Annotated in this window: 18 protein-coding genes, 1 pseudogene and 1 riboswitch; of the genes and pseudogenes, 13 read left to right on the top strand and 6 right to left on the bottom strand. The window is 74.1% G+C overall.

Annotated elements, in window-relative coordinates; genetic code table 11:
* Positions 1–220 precede the first annotated feature (220 nt).
* The 3 genes from LQ51_RS11860 (at position 221) to LQ51_RS11870 (ending at position 2264) form a co-directional block, all read left to right on the top strand.
* Entirely contained in the window at positions 221–619 is a 399-nt protein-coding gene (locus LQ51_RS11860; protein ID WP_046565093.1) for a TraR/DksA family transcriptional regulator, read from the top strand.
* Positions 620–667: 48 nt separating this feature from the next.
* The gene (locus LQ51_RS11865; RefSeq protein WP_046565094.1) at positions 668–1540 is read left to right on the top strand and encodes a DUF72 domain-containing protein; all 873 of its coding nucleotides are present in this window, start codon (positions 668–670) and stop codon (positions 1538–1540) included.
* A gap of 295 nt (positions 1541–1835) precedes the next feature.
* Positions 1836–2264 carry a DUF2267 domain-containing protein gene (locus LQ51_RS11870; protein ID WP_046565097.1) on the top strand — a complete coding sequence of 143 codons (429 nt, stop codon included), beginning with the start codon at positions 1836–1838 and terminating at the stop codon, positions 2262–2264.
* Here LQ51_RS11870 and LQ51_RS11875 read toward each other — a convergent pair.
* Entirely contained in the window at positions 2221–3057 is an 837-nt protein-coding gene (locus LQ51_RS11875) for a DUF72 domain-containing protein (RefSeq protein WP_046565098.1), read from the bottom strand. The two genes, LQ51_RS11870 and LQ51_RS11875, sit on opposite strands and share 44 nt — an antisense overlap.
* A gap of 221 nt (positions 3058–3278) precedes the next feature.
* Between LQ51_RS11875 and LQ51_RS11880 the strand changes: the two genes are divergently transcribed.
* Both LQ51_RS11880 and LQ51_RS11885 read left to right on the top strand, forming a co-directional pair.
* Complete coding sequence (locus LQ51_RS11880) at positions 3279–3566, top strand: hypothetical protein (protein WP_046565099.1); 288 nt, start codon at positions 3279–3281, stop codon at positions 3564–3566.
* Positions 3567–3575: 9 nt separating this feature from the next.
* Positions 3576–4847: a cupin domain-containing protein gene (locus tag LQ51_RS11885; RefSeq protein WP_046565191.1), complete on the top strand. Its 1272-nt coding sequence runs from the start codon at positions 3576–3578 to the stop codon at positions 4845–4847.
* A 691-nt stretch (positions 4848–5538) separates the two neighbouring features.
* On the opposite strand, the gene LQ51_RS11890 is transcribed toward LQ51_RS11885, so the two are convergent.
* Positions 5539–5961 (bottom strand): MmcQ/YjbR family DNA-binding protein, encoded by a 423-nt coding sequence (locus tag LQ51_RS11890; RefSeq protein ID WP_046565101.1) that lies wholly within the window; start codon positions 5959–5961, stop codon positions 5539–5541.
* Between the two features lie 80 nt (positions 5962–6041).
* On the opposite strand from LQ51_RS11890, the gene LQ51_RS11895 reads away from it, so the two are divergent.
* A complete protein-coding gene (locus LQ51_RS11895) occupies positions 6042–6593 on the top strand; it encodes a dihydrofolate reductase family protein (protein WP_046565102.1) in 552 nt (183 codons plus the stop codon).
* 34 nt (positions 6594–6627) lie between these two features.
* Here LQ51_RS11895 and LQ51_RS11900 read toward each other — a convergent pair whose 3' ends face one another.
* Positions 6628–7851 carry an MFS transporter gene (locus tag LQ51_RS11900; protein ID WP_046565105.1) on the bottom strand — a complete coding sequence of 408 codons (1224 nt, stop codon included), beginning with the start codon at positions 7849–7851 and terminating at the stop codon, positions 6628–6630.
* Positions 7848–9461 (bottom strand): class I adenylate-forming enzyme family protein, encoded by a 1614-nt coding sequence (locus tag LQ51_RS11905; protein WP_046565192.1) that lies wholly within the window; start codon positions 9459–9461, stop codon positions 7848–7850. Before LQ51_RS11905 ends, LQ51_RS11900 begins: the two co-directional genes overlap by 4 nt.
* A 319-nt stretch (positions 9462–9780) precedes the next feature.
* Between LQ51_RS11905 and LQ51_RS11910 the strand changes: the two genes are divergently transcribed.
* The 6 genes and pseudogenes from LQ51_RS11910 (at position 9781) to LQ51_RS11935 (ending at position 16289) form a co-directional block, all read left to right on the top strand.
* Positions 9781–11091: an SGNH/GDSL hydrolase family protein gene (locus LQ51_RS11910; RefSeq protein WP_046565107.1), complete on the top strand. Its 1311-nt coding sequence runs from the start codon at positions 9781–9783 to the stop codon at positions 11089–11091.
* A gap of 66 nt (positions 11092–11157) precedes the next feature.
* Positions 11158–12375, top strand: a complete 1218-nt coding sequence (locus tag LQ51_RS11915; protein ID WP_046565109.1) for a cytochrome P450 — start codon at positions 11158–11160, stop codon at positions 12373–12375.
* Between the two features lie 9 nt (positions 12376–12384).
* Positions 12385–13308, top strand: a pseudogene (locus LQ51_RS11920) (alpha/beta hydrolase); the annotation flags it as partial.
* A gap of 160 nt (positions 13309–13468) precedes the next feature.
* A complete protein-coding gene (locus LQ51_RS11925) occupies positions 13469–14653 on the top strand; it encodes an alpha-hydroxy acid oxidase (protein ID WP_082159381.1) in 1185 nt (394 codons plus the stop codon).
* Between the two features lies 1 nt (position 14654).
* Complete coding sequence (locus LQ51_RS11930) at positions 14655–15968, top strand: aminotransferase-like domain-containing protein (RefSeq protein WP_046565111.1); 1314 nt, start codon at positions 14655–14657, stop codon at positions 15966–15968.
* A gap of 69 nt (positions 15969–16037) precedes the next feature.
* Positions 16038–16289, top strand: a complete 252-nt coding sequence (locus LQ51_RS11935) for a hypothetical protein (protein ID WP_046565113.1) — start codon at positions 16038–16040, stop codon at positions 16287–16289.
* A gap of 112 nt (positions 16290–16401) precedes the next feature.
* On the opposite strand, the gene LQ51_RS11940 is transcribed toward LQ51_RS11935, so the two are convergent.
* Positions 16402–17820 (bottom strand): glycine hydroxymethyltransferase, encoded by a 1419-nt coding sequence (locus LQ51_RS11940; RefSeq protein ID WP_046565116.1) that lies wholly within the window; start codon positions 17818–17820, stop codon positions 16402–16404.
* Between the two features lie 18 nt (positions 17821–17838).
* Positions 17839–17928, bottom strand: a riboswitch (ZMP/ZTP riboswitch).
* Between the two features lie 174 nt (positions 17929–18102).
* Here LQ51_RS11940 and LQ51_RS11945 point away from each other — a divergent pair.
* Positions 18103–18909: an SDR family NAD(P)-dependent oxidoreductase gene (locus LQ51_RS11945; RefSeq protein ID WP_046565117.1), complete on the top strand. Its 807-nt coding sequence runs from the start codon at positions 18103–18105 to the stop codon at positions 18907–18909.
* A 64-nt stretch (positions 18910–18973) separates the two neighbouring features.
* Here LQ51_RS11945 and LQ51_RS11950 read toward each other — a convergent pair whose 3' ends face one another.
* The gene (locus LQ51_RS11950) at positions 18974–19474 is read right to left on the bottom strand and encodes a hemerythrin domain-containing protein (RefSeq protein ID WP_046565119.1); all 501 of its coding nucleotides are present in this window, start codon (positions 19472–19474) and stop codon (positions 18974–18976) included.
* Positions 19475–19486 lie beyond the last annotated feature (12 nt).

A 19486-nucleotide genomic window follows, 5' to 3' on the forward strand; every position in this document is an offset into this window, starting at 1 on the left:
GGACAGCCGGCCGATCGCCGGGACGGACCGGTACGGACCGCCCGGCGCAGGCGGGCACGAACGGCCGGAAAGAACGCGTACCGCGCCGGTTTGATCGGCGGACCGGATGGGTAATCGCCCGGCTCACAGAGCACGGGTGATCTCGCCCGTGCTTCCATCGGAGACGTCCGGGGCGCTCGCGCCCCGGACCGGCATGATGCCCCAGGAAAGGCAGGCAGCGATGCTCGTCCACGACACGGTGACCACGGGCCGCTCCCAGGCGGAGGTCGACCGGATCCGGCAGTCCCTGCAGTCGCGGTACGACGAGCTGACCGCGGAGTACGAGCAGGCCGTCCAGCAGAGCCAGGTGCTGCGGCTGGTCGAGATCGGCGACACCGCCGGCGACGACCAGGCCGACAGCGGCACCAAGACCGCCGAGCGGGACACCGCCCAGTCGCTGCTGCGCACCATCCTGGACCGGCGCGCCCAGTTCGAGCACGCGCTGAGCCGCCTCGAGGAGGGCACCTACGGGTTCTGCGAGGGCTGCTCCGCGCCGATCCCGGTGGAGCGGCTGGAGATCTTCCCGGCGGCCACCGCCTGCGTGTCCTGCAAGCAGACCCGGGAGCGGCGGGCGGCCTGACCGGCCGCCCCGGTTGCCGGTCGGTCCCAGACGCGGTGGACTCGCCAGATGGGTGAGATCAAGGTGGGCACCGCCTCGTGGACCGACCGGACCCTGCTCGACTCCGGGTGGTATCCGCAGACCGCGGACACCCCGGAGAAGCGACTGGCGTACTACGCCCGGCAGTTCCCGCTGGTCGAGGTGGACGCCACGTACTACTCGCCGCCGGCGGAACGCACCGCGCGGCTGTGGGCGGAGCGGACCCCGTCCGGCTTCACCTTCAACGTCAAGGCGTTCAGCCTGCTCACCGGGCACCCGACCCGGGTGAGCGCGCTCTACAAGGACCTGCGCCCGGAGACGGAGAAGAAGAACCTCTACCCGGACGACCTGCCGGCGCAGGCGTACGAGGAGGTCTGGACCCGGTTCCTGTCCGCCCTCGACCCGCTGGTCGAGGCGGGCAAGCTCGGCGCGATCCTGTTCCAGTTCCCGCCCTGGTTCACCATCAAGCGGGACAACAAGCAGTACCTGCTCGAGGTGGCGAAGCGCTGCGCCCCGCTGCGGCCGGTCGTCGAGTTCCGGCACGCCTCCTGGTTCGACGGGGACAACGCCGAGGAGACCCTCGGCTTCCTGCGCACGCACCGGCTGCCCTTCGTCTGCGTGGACATGCCGCAGGGGCACCGGTCGTCGGTGCCTCCGGTCCTGGCGGCCACCGCGGACCTCGCGGTGGTCCGCTTCCACGGGCACAGCGACAAGTGGACCAGCAAGGACATCCACGAGAAGTTCGGCTACGACTACTCCGACCGGGAGTTGCGCGACTGGGCGCCGAAGCTGCGCGAGCTGGCCGGCGAGGCGGAACGCACGCATGTGCTCATGAACAACTGCTATCGGGACTACGCCCAGCGCAACGCCACCACCCTCGCGGGTCTGCTGGACGCCGGCTGAGGCTTCACCCGCCCCGGGTGAGGCCGGCTCACCCCGGCCCTCGTCAGCATGGACGGTGTGTGCGGTCCGTCGATCGACGCGACCGCGCGGCCGAGGAGGAGGTGGGCCATGACGGTGCGAATCGTTGCGGATCGACGCCGCGGCGGGGTGCTGCACGTGGTCGGGCGGTCCGACGCGCCCCGGCGCGGCGAGCGGCCCGGTCGGTTCAGTCCGACCCGGCTCTGGCGGGGGCCCAGCGGGCCGCCGCGACGCGCCGACGACCGACGCTGGGAAACCGATACACGGGGGTGGGCAGATGGCTGAGCAGGTGATGTCCGCGTTCGAGTCCTCGCTGGACAAGACCAACGTGATCCTCAAGGAGATCGAATCGGCGTACGGCTGGCCGAAGGAGCAGCGCAACCAGTCGTACGCGGCGCTGCGCACGGTGCTGCACCTACTGCGTGACCGGCTGCCGGTGTCGGAGAGCGCCGAGTTCGCCCAGCAGTTGCCGGTGTTGCTGCGGGGCATCTACTTCGACGGCTGGCAGCCGGAGAACGTGCCGATCAAGCTGAACCGGGACGACTTCCTCTACGAGGTCCGGCAGGGCTTCCCGTACGACGTGGAGGGCGGCCCGCAGCGGGTGGTGCAGGTGGTGCTGGACACCCTGCGCCGGCACGTGACCCAGGGCGAGTGGCAGGACGTCAAGTCGTCGATGCCGCGGGACCTGGGCGCGATGATCCCGTGACCGGCACCGTCCCGGCCCGCTCCACCGCACCGGTGGGGCGGGCCGCCGGCGTGCGGGTCACCGGCCGCCCGGCCCGCCGGGCCAGCGCCGCGAAGGCCACCGCGTCGACGATCGCGGCGCCGCCGGGGTCGTTGTTGAAGTAGACGTACGCCGGCTCGTCGGCCCCGAACGCGTCGGCCAGCCGACGTACCCAGGTGGCCAGGGCGGTGCGGCCGTAGCGCGGCCAGGGCCGGGCCCGTCCCTCGTGCAGTCGCAGGTAGCCGAACTCGGTGGTCCGCCACAGCGGGGTGACCGGCCGGCTGCCCCGGTCCGCCCAGACCAGCGCGGCGCGGCGGCGCTCCAGCACCCGCCGGACGTCGTCGGTCCACCAGGACGGGTGCCGCGGCTCCACCGCCACCCGCACCTCGCTCGGGAACAGCCGCAGCGTGCCGTCCAGCGCCGCCGGGTCGGCGCGCAGGTTCGGCGGGAGCTGCACGAGCACCGGCCCGAGCCGGTCGCCCAGCCCGCCGGCCCGGTCCAGGAAGCGGGCCACCGGCTCGGCGGGCTCGCGCAGCCGCTTGATGTGGGTGAGGTAGCGGCTCATCTTCACCGCCACGCAGAAGTCGTCCGGGGTCCGGTCCCGCCACGCCACGAAGGTGTCCCGCTCGGGCAGCCGGTAGAACGCGTTGTTGACCTCCACCGTGGCGAACCCGGCCGCGAAGTGCTCCAACCAGCACCGCTGCGGCAGCTTCGGAGGGTAGAAGCGCTCCCGCCAGTCCCGGTACTGCCAGCCGGAGGTGCCGATCAGGAACATCACCCACCTCCCGTCGTGCGGCCCGCACCGTCATCCTGGCACCGGTCGGCGGCGTCCGCGCGGCGGGCGCGTACCGGCGTCCTGGAGCGGGGCGCGGCGAACCGTCCGTACCGGCGGGTTCCGGCGTCTACGGTGTGGTTAGAGCAGACCGCGCGTGGGGTACGAACCCGCTGCACGACGGACCCCGGCGCACGGCGGGGCGGCACACCGAGGGAGCACCCATGGCACTCAACGACGATGACATGCAGACCACCGGCGGCGGCGGGCTGGAGGGCCCGGCCGACGGTGGCGCGACTCCGGGCCAGCAGGACGGCGGTGCCGACGGCGGCGCGGACCGGGGCGCGGAGCGCGGCGCCGACCAGGGCGCGGACCAGGGCGCCGAGGGCCCGGCCGACGGTGGGGCGACCCCCGGGCAGCAGGACGGTGGCGCGGACGGCGGCGCCGAGGGCCCGGCCGACGGTGGCGCGACGCCCGGCCAGCGTGACGGCGGCGCCGACGGCAGCGCCTGACACATGACCATGACGCACCTCGTCCCGCCGGGCGGCCACGGCCGCCCGGCGGTTCCGTCTGCCGCGGCCGCGGCGCTGGCCCGGTGCGTGGCGGTCGAGCCGGCCAAGTTCGCCGCCGACCACTGGGGGCGCAGCCCGCTGCTGTCCCGCGCCGCCGAACTGCCCAACCCGGCCGGCTTCCGGGACCTGCTCAGCCCGGCCGACGCCGACGAACTGCTCAGCCGGCGCGGCCTGCGTACCCCCTTCCTGCGGGTGGCCAAGGACGGCCAGCTCGTGCCGGCGGCGCGTTGGACCGGCGGTGGTGGCGCGGGCGCCGAGATCGGCGACCAGGTCCTCGACGAGCAGATCCTGGCCCTGTACGCCGACGGCGCCACCCTGGTCCTGCAGGGCCTGCACCGCACCTGGCCGGCGCTGGTCGACTTCGCCCGCGACCTGGGCCTCGCGCTGGCGCAGCCGTTGCAGGTCAACGCCTACCTGACCCCGGCCGGCAGCCAGGGGTTCGCCACCCACTACGACACCCACGACGTGTTCGTGCTCCAGGTCGACGGCCGCAAGCACTGGCGGATCCACCCGCCGGTGCTGCCGGATCCGCTGGAGAAGCAGCCCTGGGGCGGACGGGCCGACGAGGTCGCCGCGACCGCCGAGGGCCGGCCCGCGCTGGACGTGGTGCTGGAGCCCGGTGACGCGCTCTACCTGCCGCGCGGCTGGCTGCACAGCGCCCAGGCGCAGGAGTCCAGCTCGCTGCACCTGACCGTGGGCATCCGGGCGTTGACCCGGTACGCGCTGGTCGAGGAACTGCTGGCCCTCGCAGCCGAGGACCCGCGGCTGCGCGCCGGTCTGCCCTTCGGTCTCGACGTGGCCGACCCGGACGCCATCGAGCCGGAGCTGACCGAGACGGTGGAGGCGCTGCGCGACTGGCTGCTGCGAGCCGACCCGGAGTCGCTGGCCGCCCGGCTGCGCGCCCGGGCCTGGCCGGCCGCCCGCCCCGCGCCGATCCGGCCGCTCGCCCAGGCCGCCGTGCTGGCCGCGCTCGGCCCGGACAGCCGGGTGGCGGTCCGCGCCGGCCTGCGCTGGCAGCTCGCCCCGACCGGCGACGGCACGGTGGCGCTGCGCCTGTTCGACCGCACCATCACCCTGCCGGGCACCTGCGAGCCCGCGCTGCGGGCGGTGCTCACCGGCGACGTCACCCGGGTGGGTGACCTGCCCGGCCTGGACGACGACGCCGACCGGCTGGTCCTGGCCCGCCGCCTGCTCAAGGAGGCGGTCCTCACCCCGGTCTGAGCGGGCTCTCGGGCGCAGGTCGCGGTCCGCGCTGCCGTGCGCTCCGGCGGCTGACCGCGGACCTCTGCCGACTCAGCGTCTGGCCGGCCGCCGAGTCGGATGCCTGCCGCGCCCGTTCGTGGAGCGCGCCCGTTCGTGGAGCGCGCCCGGTTGTGGAGCGCGCCCGGTTGTGGAGCGCGCCCGGTTGTGGAGCGCGCCCGGTTGTGGAGGTCGCCCGGTTGTGGAGCGCCCGGTTCGGGGGCGCGCCCGGTTCGGGGCGCGCATCCGGTTCGGGGAGCGCGGCGTTGTCGGGCGGCGGGGAGTCACGGTGCGTGACCCCGAGAGGACCGACCCCACTCGTGAGCGATATGCCTCAGCGTCATATTTATGCCGCTGAGGCATATCGCTGAGAAGCGGATTGTGGTTCGGCGGCCAACCCGCCCGAGCCTGCACCGGTCGCGCGGCTCCGGTCATCACCCTGGCCGTCGCGCCTCCCGGCCGGTCGCCGGTCGGTTGTCCAGCGTCCGTCGGCCGTCGGCTGGTCGACGCCGGGCTGGACGTGCGCTGGGCTGTTCATCACCCTGGCCGTCGCGCCTCCCGGCCGGTCGCCGGTCGGTTGCCCAGCGTCCGTCGGCCGTCGGCTGGACGACGCCGGGCCGGACGTGCGCTGGGCTGTTCGTCGGCCAGCGGCCGGCCAGGGGCGGCCGCGCGGTCAGCCGGCCGGCCGGGCCTGGTCGGGTTCGTCGGTGGCGGCCGTCCGATGGGCGGCGGCGAGGCGCTTCGGGGCGCGGGCGTACCACGCCTCGGTGATCAGCTCGGCCAGCTCCGCGATCTCGATCCGGTCGAGGCGGACCAGCACCGCCGGGTAGCCGTCGAAGTGCGGGGTGGTGAAGTAGACCGCCGGGTCGTCGGCCAGCAACGCCTCCTTCGCGCCCAGGTCGGGCACCCGGGCGCCGAGGACCGGACCGTCCGGTGCGGCGTCGCCGAGAGCCGCCCGGTCGCCCGCACGCAGCGGCCGGTCCCAGACGAAGATCTTGTCGCGTACCCGCCAGGCCGGCAGGTCGTCGTGGCTGCCCCGCTCGCTGGTCTCGGGCAGGGCCAGCGCGATCCGGCGTACGTCGTCCCAGGTCGCCATCGCCCGACCATACGCGGCCTGCGGCTGCGGGGTGCGGCTGGCAGACTGGCCGGACGGCCCGGCAACCGGACGGAGTAGAGATGCGCAGGATCATCGTGGCCATGTCGGTGTCTCTCGACGGGTTCTTCGAGGGGCCCGACGGCGACCTGAGCTGGCACCGGGTCGACGAGGAGCTGCACCAGCACTTCAACGACGAGCTGCGCGGGATGGGCGCCTTCCTCGACGGCCGGCGCACCTACGAGCTGATGGCCGGCTACTGGCCCACGGCCGACCGCGACCCGGCCAGCAGCGGACCGGAGCGGGAGTTCGCCGCCATCTGGCGGGACATGCCGAAGATCGTCTACTCGCGCACGCTGGACCGCGCCGACTGGAACACCACAGTGCTACGCGAGGTGGTGCCGGAGCAGGTGCGGGCGCTCCAGGAGCAGCCCGGCGGTGACCTGGCCCTCGGCGGCGCCGAGCTGGCCGCCACGTTCGCCCGGCACGGCCTGGTCGACGAGTGGCGGCTCTACGTCAACCCGGTCGTGCTCGGCGCCGGCCGGCCGCTCTTCCCACCCGGGCTGCGCCTCGACCTGGAGCTGGTGGCCGAACGGCGGTTCGGCAACGGCGTCGTGCTGCTCACCTACCGCTGACGCCGGGCCGGTCGCCCGGAGCGGCGCCGACCGGTCAGGCCGGGGTGGAGGCCACCGGTTCCGCCGCCGGCCGGTCGGCGGTCGGCCGGCGCAGCAGCAGCGGTCCCACGGTCAGCACCAGGCAGACCACGGTCATCACCAGCAGCGCCGGGCGCAGGTCGAGCACGGCCACCGACCAGCCGCCCAGCAGCGCACCCACCGGCAGGCCCAGGAAGGCCACCGAGCCGGAGATGCCCAGCACCCGGGTCTGCAACGCCGCCGGCACCCGCTCGTACAGGGCGGCGCCGAGCAGCGGGTTGACCGCCGCGATCGCGATGCCGGAGACGAACGTCACGGCGAGCACCACGACCAGGTCGTCGCTGAGCGCCAGCGCGAGCAGCCGGGGCGCGCCGCTGAGCGCCAGCCCCAGCGCGAAGGTGGCCTGGCGGGGCAGCCGGGTGCCGGCCACCGTGAACAGCAGGTTGCCCAGCAGCGCGCCGCCGGAGAAGACCCCGAGCACCAGGCCGAAGCCGGCCGGGTCGCCGAGCACCCGGTCCACCCAGAGCGGGATCCACACCGCCACGCTGGCGTTGGCGAACATGTTCGACACCGAGACCACGATCAGCATGGTCAGCAGCACTCGGTCGGTGCGCAGATAGCCGAAGCCGCCGCGCAGCGCGCGCAGGTAGCTCTCCCGGGGAGCCGGCTGCGCCGGCGCGGGCGGGCGGACCAGCACCCCGATCAGCAGCGCGCAGGCCGCGAAGGTGGCCGCGTCGATCCAGATCGCCCGGGTGATCCCCACCCAGTTGATGAGCAGCCCGCCCAGCACCGCCCCGAACAGCGTCATCCCCCGGGCCAGCCCGTCGTAGGCGGAGGTGAGCCGGAGCAACGGCACCCCGGCCCGCTCGGCGGCCGGCTTGAACAGCACGTGCTTGACCCGGTCGCCGATGCCGCGCAGCCCGCCGGCCACCGCGACCAGGGCCAGCAGCGCCCCGAACCCCAGCCAGGGCGCGAGCGCCACCACGGCCATCACCAGGGCGCTGGCCGCGTCGACCGTCACCGCGGTGCGGCGTACCCCGAACCGGTCCGCCCACGGGGTGGCGAGGGCGCTGGAGAGCATGTACGGCAGGGTCTCGGCGGCGGCGACCAGGCCCATCCGGGTCGGGCTTCCGGTGGTCTCCAGCACCAGCCAGGGGATGGCCACCACGGAGATCCGGGTGCCGAGGTTCGACAGCAGGTCGGCGCCGACCAGCGTGTACAGCTCCCGGCGCGGGTTCACGCCGGGCTGCCGATCACCGTGCCCACCGCGTCCGCGTCGGTCGGATGGTCCGCCGCGTACCGGGCGCGCAGGGCACGCTTGTCCACCTTGGCCGACCGGTTCAGCGGCAAGGCCTCGATGAACTCCACCGCGCCCGGGGCCCAGGTCTCGCTCAGCTCCCGGGTGACCAGCGCGATCAGCTCGTCCCCGGTCACCGTGGCCCCGGGCGCCGGCACCACGTACGCGTGCGGCAGCTCGCCGGCCACCTCGTCGGGCACCCCGATCACGGCGGCGGCGCGTACCTGCGGGTGGGCGGCGAGCACGTCCTCGATCGGGCGGGAGTAAATCGGCCAGCTGCGCTGCCGGGTGAGGATCCGGTCGGCGAACCGGTCGACCAGATACAGGTAGCCGTCGTCGTCCAGGTGGCCGACGTCGCGGGTGCGTACCCAGCCGTCCACCAGCGTCTCGGCGGTCAGCTCCGGCTGGCCGTGGTAGCCGGCGAAGCTCAGCTTCGTGCGGACCCACACCTCGCCGTCGGCTCCGGCCGGCAGCACCCGTCCGTCCGCGTCGCGGATCTCCACCGCCACGTCCCCGTAGGGACGGCCGCAGGAACGCAACCGCTCCGGATGCTCCGGGTCGTCGGTCAGCCCCGGCAGCGCGCAGATCACCACGGCCTCGCTGAGCCCGTACACGATGCGCAGGCACGGGCCGAAGCGGGCGATCGCCTGGCGTAGCCGGGCCGGGGCGGCGGGCCCGGCGCCCACGTTGAACATGAACATGTGCGAGAAGTCGGCGCCGTCGAGGGCCGGGTGGTCGAGCACCTCGTAGAGCATCGGCGGCGTGACGAAGGTGGAGGTCAGTCGCTCGGCGTGCACGGTGCGGATGAACGCCTCCGGGTCCCAGCGCTCGCGGAGGAAGAGCACCCCGCCGGTGAACAGGTTCATCAGCGTGGTGATCTGGCCGCTGGCCAGCCACATCGGCGAGTGCGACAGGTGCCGCAGCAGCGGGAAGCCGGCCGCCCGGAAGTCGGCGGCCAGGGCGAGGATCTGCCGATAGAAGCTCTCCCGGTGGTGCACCAGCTTCGGGGTGCCGGTGGTCCCGCTGGTCTGCAGGAACGACTCCGGCGCGGGCGGCCGGGCGGGCAGCGCCGCCGGGGAGCCGTCAGCGCCGGCGGTGAGGTCGGGAACCGCGTCGCCGGGGCCGGCGGTGAGGTCGGGTCCCGCGCCGCCGGGGCCGAGGCAGAGCACCGGTACGCCGGAGAGCCCGGCGGCGATCTGCGCGCCGAGCGAGTCGGGCTCGCGCGGGTCGAACACGAAGGCGTCCGGGCGGGCCAGGGCGACGAACTCGTCGACCTCGCGGCGGGAGGTCACCGGGGCGACCCACATGCTCCGGCAGCCCAGCAGGTGCAGGGCGAGCTGGAGCAGCGGCCCCTCGACGGTGTTACCGAGCATCACCAGCACCGCGTCGCCGGGACGTACCCCGTGCCGCCGCAGCGCGCCGGCCAGGCCGCGCACCTCGGCGGCGACCTGGTGGTAGGTCAGCCGCCGGCCCCCGCCGACGAGGGCCTCCCGGTCGCCGAACCCGGCGAACAGGTCCAGCGCCTCGTGCACGTAGTTCGGCCGGTCGGTCATCGGGCAGCCCCCATCGTGATCCGTGGACGGCCACCCACCCGGTCGGGCGTGGCCGTCGACGCCGGCGTCCGGGCCGGTCGGCACCGGGACGCGGCGACAGGTGCCAGGGTCGGCGACCGCACCGCCGCCAGCACCGAGCCTAGGCAGCCCGGGTCCACGGCGGACAGAGCCGAACGGCGTCCGGCGGCACCCCCCGGACATTTGATCATGTCGATCAGGTCGATTGACGCTCATCACCGCCGACGGCTAGTTTCCGGTCCATCGCCCGGCCGGCGGCGCCGATCGTGCCGCGTCCGGGGCTGCCGACGATGGAGGATCAATGTCGACCCCGAAGAGATGGCACGTCATAGCGTCCGCCGTAACGCTGCTGATCGCCGGCACCCCCGCGGTGACCGCGAGCGCCGGCCCCGCCGACACCGACCGCGCCGCGCCCGGGCGCACCGTGTGGGCCGGGAGCTGGGCCGCCGCGGTGACCCGCGGCAACACCGTCGGGCTGACCAACACCGGCCTGAACGACCAGAGCATCCGGATGACCGTGCAGACCACCGTGGGCGGCGACCGGCTCCGGGTCCGGCTCACCAACCTCTACGGCGAGCAGGCCGTCAAGGTGGGGCACGCCACCGTGGCCCGGCCGGACACCGCCACCGCGGACGACCGGTCCGACGTCGTCCCGGGCAGCGTGCGTGAGCTGACCTTCCAGGGCGCCACCTCGGCCACCATCAACAAGGGCGCCGAGCTGCTCAGCGACCCGCTCACCTTCCCGGTCCGCGAGCAGGAGGACCTGGTGGTGACCTTGTACTTCCCGGTGCTCACCGGCCCGGTCACCTTCCACGGCCAGTCCCGGACCACCAACTTCATCGGCGCCACCGACCTGACCACCGCGACCGGCGGCACCGGCTTCACCATCAAGCCGGACTGCTGCTGGATGTTCCTCTCCGGCGTCGACGTGGAACGCCGGCTCAGCCCCGGCTCGGTGGTCGTCCTCGGTGACTCCATCGGCGACGGCAACGGCAGCACCGTCAACGCCGACCGGCGCTGGCCGGACCTGCTGGCCGCCCGGCTCATCGCCGCGCGCCCCGAGGTGCGTACCCCGGGCGTGCTCAACCTGAGCCTGTCCGGCAACCGGCTCAACCACGAGGGCACCGAGCCGGGCGCGGGCGGCTTCCCCGGCTACTACGAGTTGGGTCCGAACGCCCTCGCCCGGCTCAACGAGGACGTCTTCCCGCAGACCGGGGTGCGGACCCTCATCACCCACCTGGGCATCAACGACATCTGGATGAACGGCGACAGCGCCGAGGCGATCATCGCGTCGCTGCGCCAGGTCAACCGGCAGGCCCAGGAGCGCGGCCTGACCAGCCTGGTGGGCACCATCACCCCGTACGAGGGCAACGGTGGTCCCGGGGTGTGGACCGAGGAGAAGGAGGCCACCCGGCAGGCGGTGAACAGCTGGCTGCGGGGCGTCGGCCGGGCCGAGTTCGACGGCGTGCTCGACTTCGACGCGGTGCTGCGCGACCCGGCGCGGCCGAGCCGGCTGCTGCCGGCGTACGACGCCGGGGACCACATCCACCCGAACGACGCCGGGGCGCAGGCGATGGCGAACGCCGTCCCGTTGCGACTGCTCGGTCTGTGAGACCGGCGGGGGCGGCGCCGGCACCGCGCCGCCCCCGTCGTCCTTTCCTGGGGAGGAAGAATCCGCGTGGACGTCGACGAGATCCTCACCGGCCTGTACAGCGAGCAGGGCCGGCAGAACCCCTATCCGTGGTACGCGGCCCTGCACCGGCACGGGCCGGTCAGCGCCGTCCCGACCCGCGCCGAGCACAGCACCATCACCGCCGTGGCCGGCGGTTACGACCTGGTCGACCAGGTGCTGCGCGACCCGGGGTGGTACAAGGGCGCCCCGCCGAACTGGCAGGACCAGGAGATCCTGCGCACCTTCCTGACCTCGATGATGTTCATCAACCCGCCGGACCACACCCGGATGCGCGGGGTCTTCGCCAAGACGTTCACCCCGCGCCGGCTCGGCGCGCTGGAGCCGGTGATCGAACGGGTCGTCGCGGAGCACCTGGACCGGATGGCCGAGGCCGGCGCCGGCGGGACCGAGGTGGACTTCGTCGCCGACTTCGCGTACCCGGTGCCGGCCCGGGTGATGGCCGAGTTCATCGGGCTGCCCGAGGCGGACCTCGCCTGGTACCGGCAGCGGGTCGACTGGATCGACGAGTACATGGACGTGGCCGGCAAGACACCGGAGCGGCTGGCCCGGGCCAACCAGGCCGCCGACGAGCTGCGCGACTACTACCGTGAGCTGATCGCGCACCGCCGGCGCGCCCCGGGCGAGGACCTGATCAGCGGGCTGGTCGAGGTGCGCGACGCCGGCGGGGTGGAGCTGACCGAGGAGGAGCTGATCAGCAACCTGATCGTGCTCTTCAACGCCAGCTTCGTGACCACCGTCTACATGTTCAGCAACGGGCTGCCGCTGCTGCTGGGCCACCCGGACGTGACCGCCGCGCTGCCCGGCGACGACGCCCTCGCGCGCGGCTGCGTGGACGAGATCCTCCGGATGGAGAGCCCGGTGCACTTCCTGGCCCGGGCCGCGCCCGAGGACACCGAGCTGGCCGGGGTGCCGGTCAAGCGGGACGAGAACGTGCTGCTACTGATCGCCGCCGCCAACCGGGACCCGGCCCGGTTCCCCGACCCGGACCGGTTCGACCCGTACCGGACCGGCCCGCCCTCGCTCGCCTTCGGCGTGGGGCTGCACTTCTGTCTCGGCTCGGCGGTGTCGAAGCTGGAGGGCCGGCTCGCGTTGCCCCGGCTCTTCGCCCGCTTCCCGCGGCTGGCGGTCACCCGCGAGTTCAGCTACAGCGGCAGCCTCTTCCTGCGCGGCATCGACAAGCTCTTCGTCACCACCGGCAGCTAGGAGACCACCATGGCCCTCGACCCGCAGGTGGTCGCGTGGCGGGCGGCGCGCGCGGCCGCCGGCGCCGCACCGCTCTACACCCAGACCCTGGCCGAGGCGCGGGCCGCCGACCTCGCTGCGATCCGCGCCGGCGCCGGCGCGGTCGAGCCGGTCGCCGAGGTACGCGACACGCACCTGCCCGGACCGGACGGGCCGCTGCCGGTGCGGATCCACCGGCCGGCCGGGGACGGCCCGCTGCCCACCCTGCTCTGGTTCTTCGGCGGTGGCTGGACGCTGGGCAGCGTGGACACCGCCGACGGGATCTGCCGCCGGCTGGTCAACCTCGCCGGCTGCCAGACCGTGACCGTCGGCTACCGGCTGGCGCCCGAGCACCGCTTCCCGGCCGCCGTGGAGGACTGCCACCGGGCGCTGCGGTGGCTGGCCGGACACGCCGGCGAGTTCCGGGCCGACCCGGACCGGCTCGCGGTCGGCGGCGACAGCGCCGGCGGGAACCTGGCCGCCGCGGTCACCCTGCTGGCCCGCGCCGACGGCGGGCCCCGGCTCGCCGCCCAACTGCTGATCTATCCCAACACCGACCAGCGGCCCGGCCGGGGCGCGGCGGACGACGAGGATCCGCTGCTGTTCAACCGGCACTCGGTCGCCTGGTACCGGGGCCACTACCTGACCGACCCGGCCGACGCGGCGCACCCACTGGCCTCGCCGCTGCTCGCCGAGGACCTCGCCGGGCTGCCGCCGGCCCTGGTGATCACCGCCGAGCACGACCCGCTGCGCGACGAGGGGGAGCGGTACGCGGGTCGGCTGCGCGAGGCGGGCGTACCCACCGAGCTGACCCGCTACGACGGGATGGTGCACGGCTTCTTCGCCATGCCGGGCGTGTTCGACGCCGGCCAGCGCGCCCAGGAGCAGGCGGCGGCCTTCCTGCGGAAGCGGCTCGCAACCGCCCCGACCGCCAGCGCGGCCGGCGCTGCGGTGGGCGGCGCCCCGCCGGGCGGCGCTGCGGAGGTCGGCGCCGCGCTGGGCGGCGCTGCGGTGGGCGGCGGTCCGGCGGGGGTTGCCGGCGGCTCCCCGGCCGGTGTCGCGGGCGGGTCCGGCCATGGCTGAACCGGTGACCACCGACCGGGGAGCCGCCCCGGACCCGGCGGGCCCCGACGGCTGGGCGGTGCCGGGACGGCGGGACGTCGCCGTCGGGGCCGCGTTCGTGCCGCCGGCCAGCCTCCCGGACTTCGCCGAGCTGGCCCGGGCGGTGCTGCCGCCGGCCGTCTGGGACTTCGTCGACGGGGGCAGCGGCAGCGAGACCACGCTGGCCGCCAACCGGGCCGCGCTGGACCGGGTGGCGGTGCTGCCCCGGGTGCTGACCGGGGTGGACCGGCCGCACACCGAGGCCGCCCTGCCCGGCGGCCGGTACGCCATGCCGGTGGCGGTCGCGCCGATGGCGTACCAGAAGCTGCTGCACCCCGACGGCGAGCTGGCCCTCGCCGCCGCCGCCCGCGCGGCGGACGTCCCCTACGTGGCGAGCACCCTGGGCAGCACGCCGATCGAGGAGGTCACCGCGGTCGGCGGCGCGGTCTGGTTCCAGCTCTACTGGCTGCGTGACCGGGGCATGGTCGCCGACCTGCTGGACCGGGCGCACGACGCCGGCTGTTCCGCCCTGATGGTCACCGTCGACGTGCCGGTGCTCGGCCGGCGGTTGCGCGACGTGCGCAACGGATTCGCCCTGCCGCCGCACGTCACGGCCGCGAACCTGCCCGGCGGCCGGGACGACCTGGCACACCAGGGCACCCCGGGTGTCTCGGCGGTGGCGGTGCACACCGGCGCGGTCTTCGCCCCCGCGCTGAGCTGGGCGGACCTGGCCTGGCTGCGGGAGCGTACCCGGCTGCCGCTGCTGGTCAAGGGCATCCTCGACCCGCGTGACGCGGTGCGCGCGGCGGAGACCGGGGTGGACGCCGTGGTGGTCTCCAACCACGGCGGCCGGCAGCTCGACGGCGCGCCGGCCAGCGCCGCCGTGCTGCCCGAGGTGGTCGCGGAGGTGGGGGAGCGCTGCGCGGTGCTGCTCGACAGCGGCGTGCGCAGCGGCGCGGACGTGCTGCGCGCGCTCGCCCTCGGCGCGAGCGGCGTGCTGGTCGGGCGGCCTCTGCTCTGGGCCCTCGCGGCCGGCGGGCGGGCCGGCGCGGAGGCCGCGCTGGCCCTGCTCGGCGCCGAGCTGCGGGACGCGCTCACCCTCGCCGGCTGCGCCGACCCGGCCGCGGCCCGGCGGCTGCGCACCCTGATCGGAGGTTGACATGGAGCCGGTGGAGCTGACCGTCGCCGACCTGCACCCGTCGGTCGACGACCCCGCGCTGAACTCGATGAACTTCCTCAACGAGGTGGCGCAGCACTACCCGGACGCGGTGTCCCTGGCGGCCGGCCGCCCGTACGAGGAGTTCTTCGACTCGGCGGCGCCGGCCCGGCACCTGGACACCTTCCGCCGGCACCTCGCCGATGACCTGGGGTTGAGCCCCACGCAGGTGGACCGGACCCTGCTCCAGTACGGCCGGACCAAGGGCATCGTGCATCACCTGATCGCCCGCAACCTGGCCGTGGACGAGCAGCTCACCGTCGACCCGGAGACGATCGTGGTGACCGTCGGCTGCCAGGAGGCGATGTTCCTGGTGCTGCGGGCGCTGCGCGCCGGCCCGGATGACGTGCTGCTGGCCGTCGCTCCCACCTACGTCGGGTTGACCGGCGCGGCCCGGCTGGTGGACCTGCCGGTGCGTCCGGTCGCCGGTGGCCCGGACGGCGTCGACCTGGCGGATCTGCGCGCCCAGGTGCGCCGGGCGCGCGCCGAGGGGCTGCGCCCGCGCGGCTGCTACGTGATGCCCGACTTCGCCAACCCGTCCGGGGTCAGCATGGGCCTGGCGCAGCGGCGCCGCCTGCTCGACCTGGCCGCCGAGGAGGAGCTGCTGCTGATCGAGGACAACCCGTACGGCCTCTTCCCGGCCGCGGGCACCGAGCGGGTGCCCACCCTCAAGGCGCTGGACACCCGGCGCCGGGTGGTCTATCTCGGCTCGTTCGCCAAGACCGTGCTTCCCGGCGCCCGGGTCGGTTACGTGGTGGCCGATCAGCGGGTGGCCGGCTCCGACGGGACGATCGGGCCGCTCGCCGACCAGCTGGCCAAGATCAAGAGCATGGTCACCGTGAACACCTCGCCGATCGCCCAGGCGGTGATCGGCGGGGCGCTGCTGGCCCACGACTGCTCGCTGGTCGCGGCGACGGCCCGCGAGCGGGCCGCGTACGCGCGCAACCTGCGGCACATGGTGGACGGGCTGGCGGCCCGCTTCCCGGCCGGCGGGCCGGTGCGCTGGAACGTACCGGCCGGCGGCTTCTTCGTGGTGGTGACCGTCCCGTTCGCGGTGGACGACGCGCTGCTGCACCGCTCGGCCCGCAGTTACGGCGTGCTGTGGACCCCGATGGCGCACTTCTACGACGACGGGGCGCGGGTGAAGGCGCTGCGGTTGTCGGTCAGCGCGGTCACCCCGGCGCAGATCGAGCTGGGCCTGGACCGGCTGGCCGCCCTGGTCAGTGACGAGTTGGCGGCCGTGGGCAGCCCGGCCTGACGGCGCAGTGTCGCCGTTCCGCCACCACCCGTGTTCCCGGCCGCGCTGGCCACCGTTGATAATGGACGGATGGTTGCCTGGGAGTACGCCTTGCTGGTCCGCCGCTATCAGGGGCAGGGCCGCAATTTTCACGTCTCGTTCGTCTGGTACGCCCCGGACGGGTCCCGCACCGACGTGACACCCTACGGCGATACCGCGATCGCCCACCTGAACCGCGTCGGCCGGGAGGGCTGGGAACTGGTCTCCGCCGCCGAGGACGTGAACAACGTCCAGGGCAGCACCGAGGTCCACCGCTACCACCTCAAGCGCCCGCTGCGCTGACCGTCGCCGCCTCACCCCGGGCGCCGATCCCGACCGGTGCCGCCGGTGGGGCGGGAAACGCCGGACGCCCCGCCCGGCACGGCCGGACGGGGCGTCGCGGAGGCGGACCGGATCAGCCGAGGTCGACGGCCGGATACAGGGGGAAGCCGGCCAGCAGGTCGCTGGCCTGCTTGTTGACCTGGTCGGCGAGGGCCGGGTCGAGCACGTACTTCGCCTTGGACTCGCCCGGTCGGGTCTGGCTGAGCACGGTGTGGATCAGCTCGGCGGTGGCGTCCATCTCCGCGGTGCCCAGCCCCCGGGTGGTCAGCGCCGGGGTGCCGATCCGGATGCCGGAGGTGTACCAGGCGCCGTTCGGGTCCTGCGGGACGGCGTTGCGGTTGGTCACGATGCCGGAGTCGAGCAGCGCCTGCTCGGCCTGCCGCCCGGTGAGCCCGTAGCCGGAGACGTCGATCAGCACCAGGTGGTTGTCGGTGCCGCCGGTGACCAGCTTCGCGCCCCGGCGCAGCAACCCGTCGGCGAGCGCCTGGGCGTTGTCCACGATCCGGGAGGCGTAGTCGGCGAAGTCGGGGCGGCGGGCCTCGGCCAGCGCGACCGCCTTGGCGGCCATCACGTGCGGCAGCGGGCCGCCGAGCACCATCGGGCAGCCCCGGTCGACCTGGTCGGCCAGCTCCGGGCCGCAGAGCACCATGCCGCCGCGCGGGCCGCGCAGCGACTTGTGGGTGGTGGTGGTGACGATGTGCGCGTGCGGCACCGGGTCGAAGTCGCCGGTGAAGACCTTGCCGGCGACCAGGCCGGCGAAGTGCGCCATGTCGACCATGAAGGTGGCGCCGACCTCGTCGGCGATCTCCCGCATGATCCGGAAGTTGACCTTCCGGGGGTACGCCGAGTAGCCGGCCACCAGGATGAGCGGCTTGAACTCGCGGGCCGCCGCCCGCACCTGGTCGTAGTCGACCAGGCCGGTGGCCGGATCGGTGCCGTAGCTGCGCTGGTCGAACATCTTGCCGGAGATGTTCGGCCGGAAGCCGTGGGTCAGGTGCCCACCGGCGTCCAGCGACATGCCCAGCATCCGCTGGTTGCCCAGCTCGCGGCGCAGCGCGAACCAGTCCGCCTCGGTCAGCTCGTTGACCTGGCGCACCTGCGCCTTCTTCAGCGCGGGCGACTCCACCCGGTCGGCGAGGATCGCCCAGAAGGCGACCAGGTTGGCGTCGATGCCGGAGTGCGGCTGCACGTACGCGTGGGCCGCGCCGAACAGCTCCTTGGCGTGCTCGGCGGCGAGCGCCTCGACGGTGTCCACGTTCTGGCAGCCGGCGTAGAAGCGGCGCCCGATGGTGCCTTCGGCGTACTTGTCGCTGAACCAGTTGCCCATGGCCAGCAGGGTGGCCGGGGAGGCGTAGTTCTCGCTGGCGATGAGCTTGAGTGATTCGCGCTGGTCGGCCAGCTCGGCCCCGATGGCGTCCGCCACCCGCGGCTCGACGGCGCGGATCACCTCCAGCGCGCTGCGGAAGGCGGTGGATTCGGCGTTCGGCGACATGCGACCTCCTGATGACGTGCGGAAGGCCCAGGCGCTCGGCGTGCGTCCTCATGACGGGACCGCTTCCCGATGGTTCTCCATCCCCACGCGCCAGTCACGGCCCGGCCTGATCCTACCGGGTACGCCCGGCCCGGCCGCCGGGTCACCCGGACGTCCCCGGGGTGTCGCCCGGCCCGGCCGGTGGCGGCGGCGGGGATTAGCCGCCGTGGTGGTGGGCAGGACACCGGACGGGGCGGTCACGGTGCGTGCGGGCCGCGCCCGCGACGAGGGGAGTGAGCAGGGATGACCACATCATCCACCGACCGACCGCTCGCGGTGGTGACCGGAGCGTCCAGCGGCATCGGGTACGAGCTGGCGGCGCAGTTCGCCGAGCACGGGTACGACCTGGTGATCGCCGCGGAGGACGACGGGATCACCGCGGCGGCGGAGCAGTTGCGCCGCGACGGCGGCCCGCTGGTGCAGCCGGTCCGCGCCGACCTGGCCACCGCCGAGGGGGTGGAGGAGCTGGCCGCCGCGGTGGCGGCCACCGGCCGCCCGGTCGACGCCCTGGCCCTCAACGCCGGCCGGGGCGCGGGCGGGTCCTTCGTCGGCGGCACCGACCTGCGCGACGAGCTGACCGTCATCGACCTCAACGTCCGCTCGACGGTGCACCTGGCCAAGCTGCTGCTGCCCGGGATGGTGCGGCGGAGGCAGGGCCGGGTGCTGTTCACCTCGTCGATCGCCGCCACCATGCCCGGGGCGTACCAGGCGGTCTACAACGCCTCGAAGTCGTTCGTGCAGTCCTTCGCCGAGGGGGTGCGCAACGAGCTGAAGGACAGCGGGGTCACGGTGACCTCGCTGATGCCCGGCCCGACCGACACCGAGTTCTTCGACCGGGCCGACATGGAGGACACCCGGGTCGGCCAGGGGCCCAAGGACGACCCGCGGAAGGTGGCCGAGGATGCGTTCGAGGCGCTGATGAAGGGGGAGCACAAGGTCGCCGCCGGTTCCCTGGTCAACAAGATCCAGGTGGCCGCCGGCAAGATCATCCCGGACCGGCTGAAGGCCGAGCAGCACCGGAAGATGGCCGAGCCCGGCTCGGGCGACTGAACCCGACGCGAGCGGGACCGCCCCTTCTCGCCCGGGGCGGTCCCGCTCGCGTCGCGTCGCGGTCTCAGGCGACCACGGCGTCCAGCGACTTCTTCAGCGCCTTCGGGGCGGTCGGGGTCTTCGGCGCCTTCGGGCGCAGGTCGATCATCCGCTGCCCGATCTCCTGCAGCTGGTTACGGCCGAGCGCGTCACGGACCTTCGGGAACCACTCCTGTTCCTCCTCCTCGACGTGGTGCAGCACGTTCTCAATCAGCACCGTCGTCTTGGCGTTGTACCGCTCGTCGTCGGCGTCCATGGCGTACAGCTCGAAGCAGAGCACGTCGGCCACGTGGTGCTCCTCGTACGACTCGAGAATGTCGTCCTCGACGTCCGGCACCAGCTTGCGCACCTCCGGGTACATGACCTCGTTCTCGAGGTAGGTGTGCACGGTCAGGGCCTCGAGGATCTGGGTGACCAGCTTCTTCCGCTCGCTCGCCGGCCCCTCCTCGGCATCCTGGAAGGCCTTGAACAGGCGGCGCATCTCCTTGTGGTCCTCTTTGAGCAGGACGATGGCATCGGTGGACACCGGTGACCTCCT

This window comes from Micromonospora sp. HK10 (assembly GCF_000982955.1).
GTDB lineage: Bacteria > Actinomycetota > Actinomycetes > Mycobacteriales > Micromonosporaceae > Micromonospora.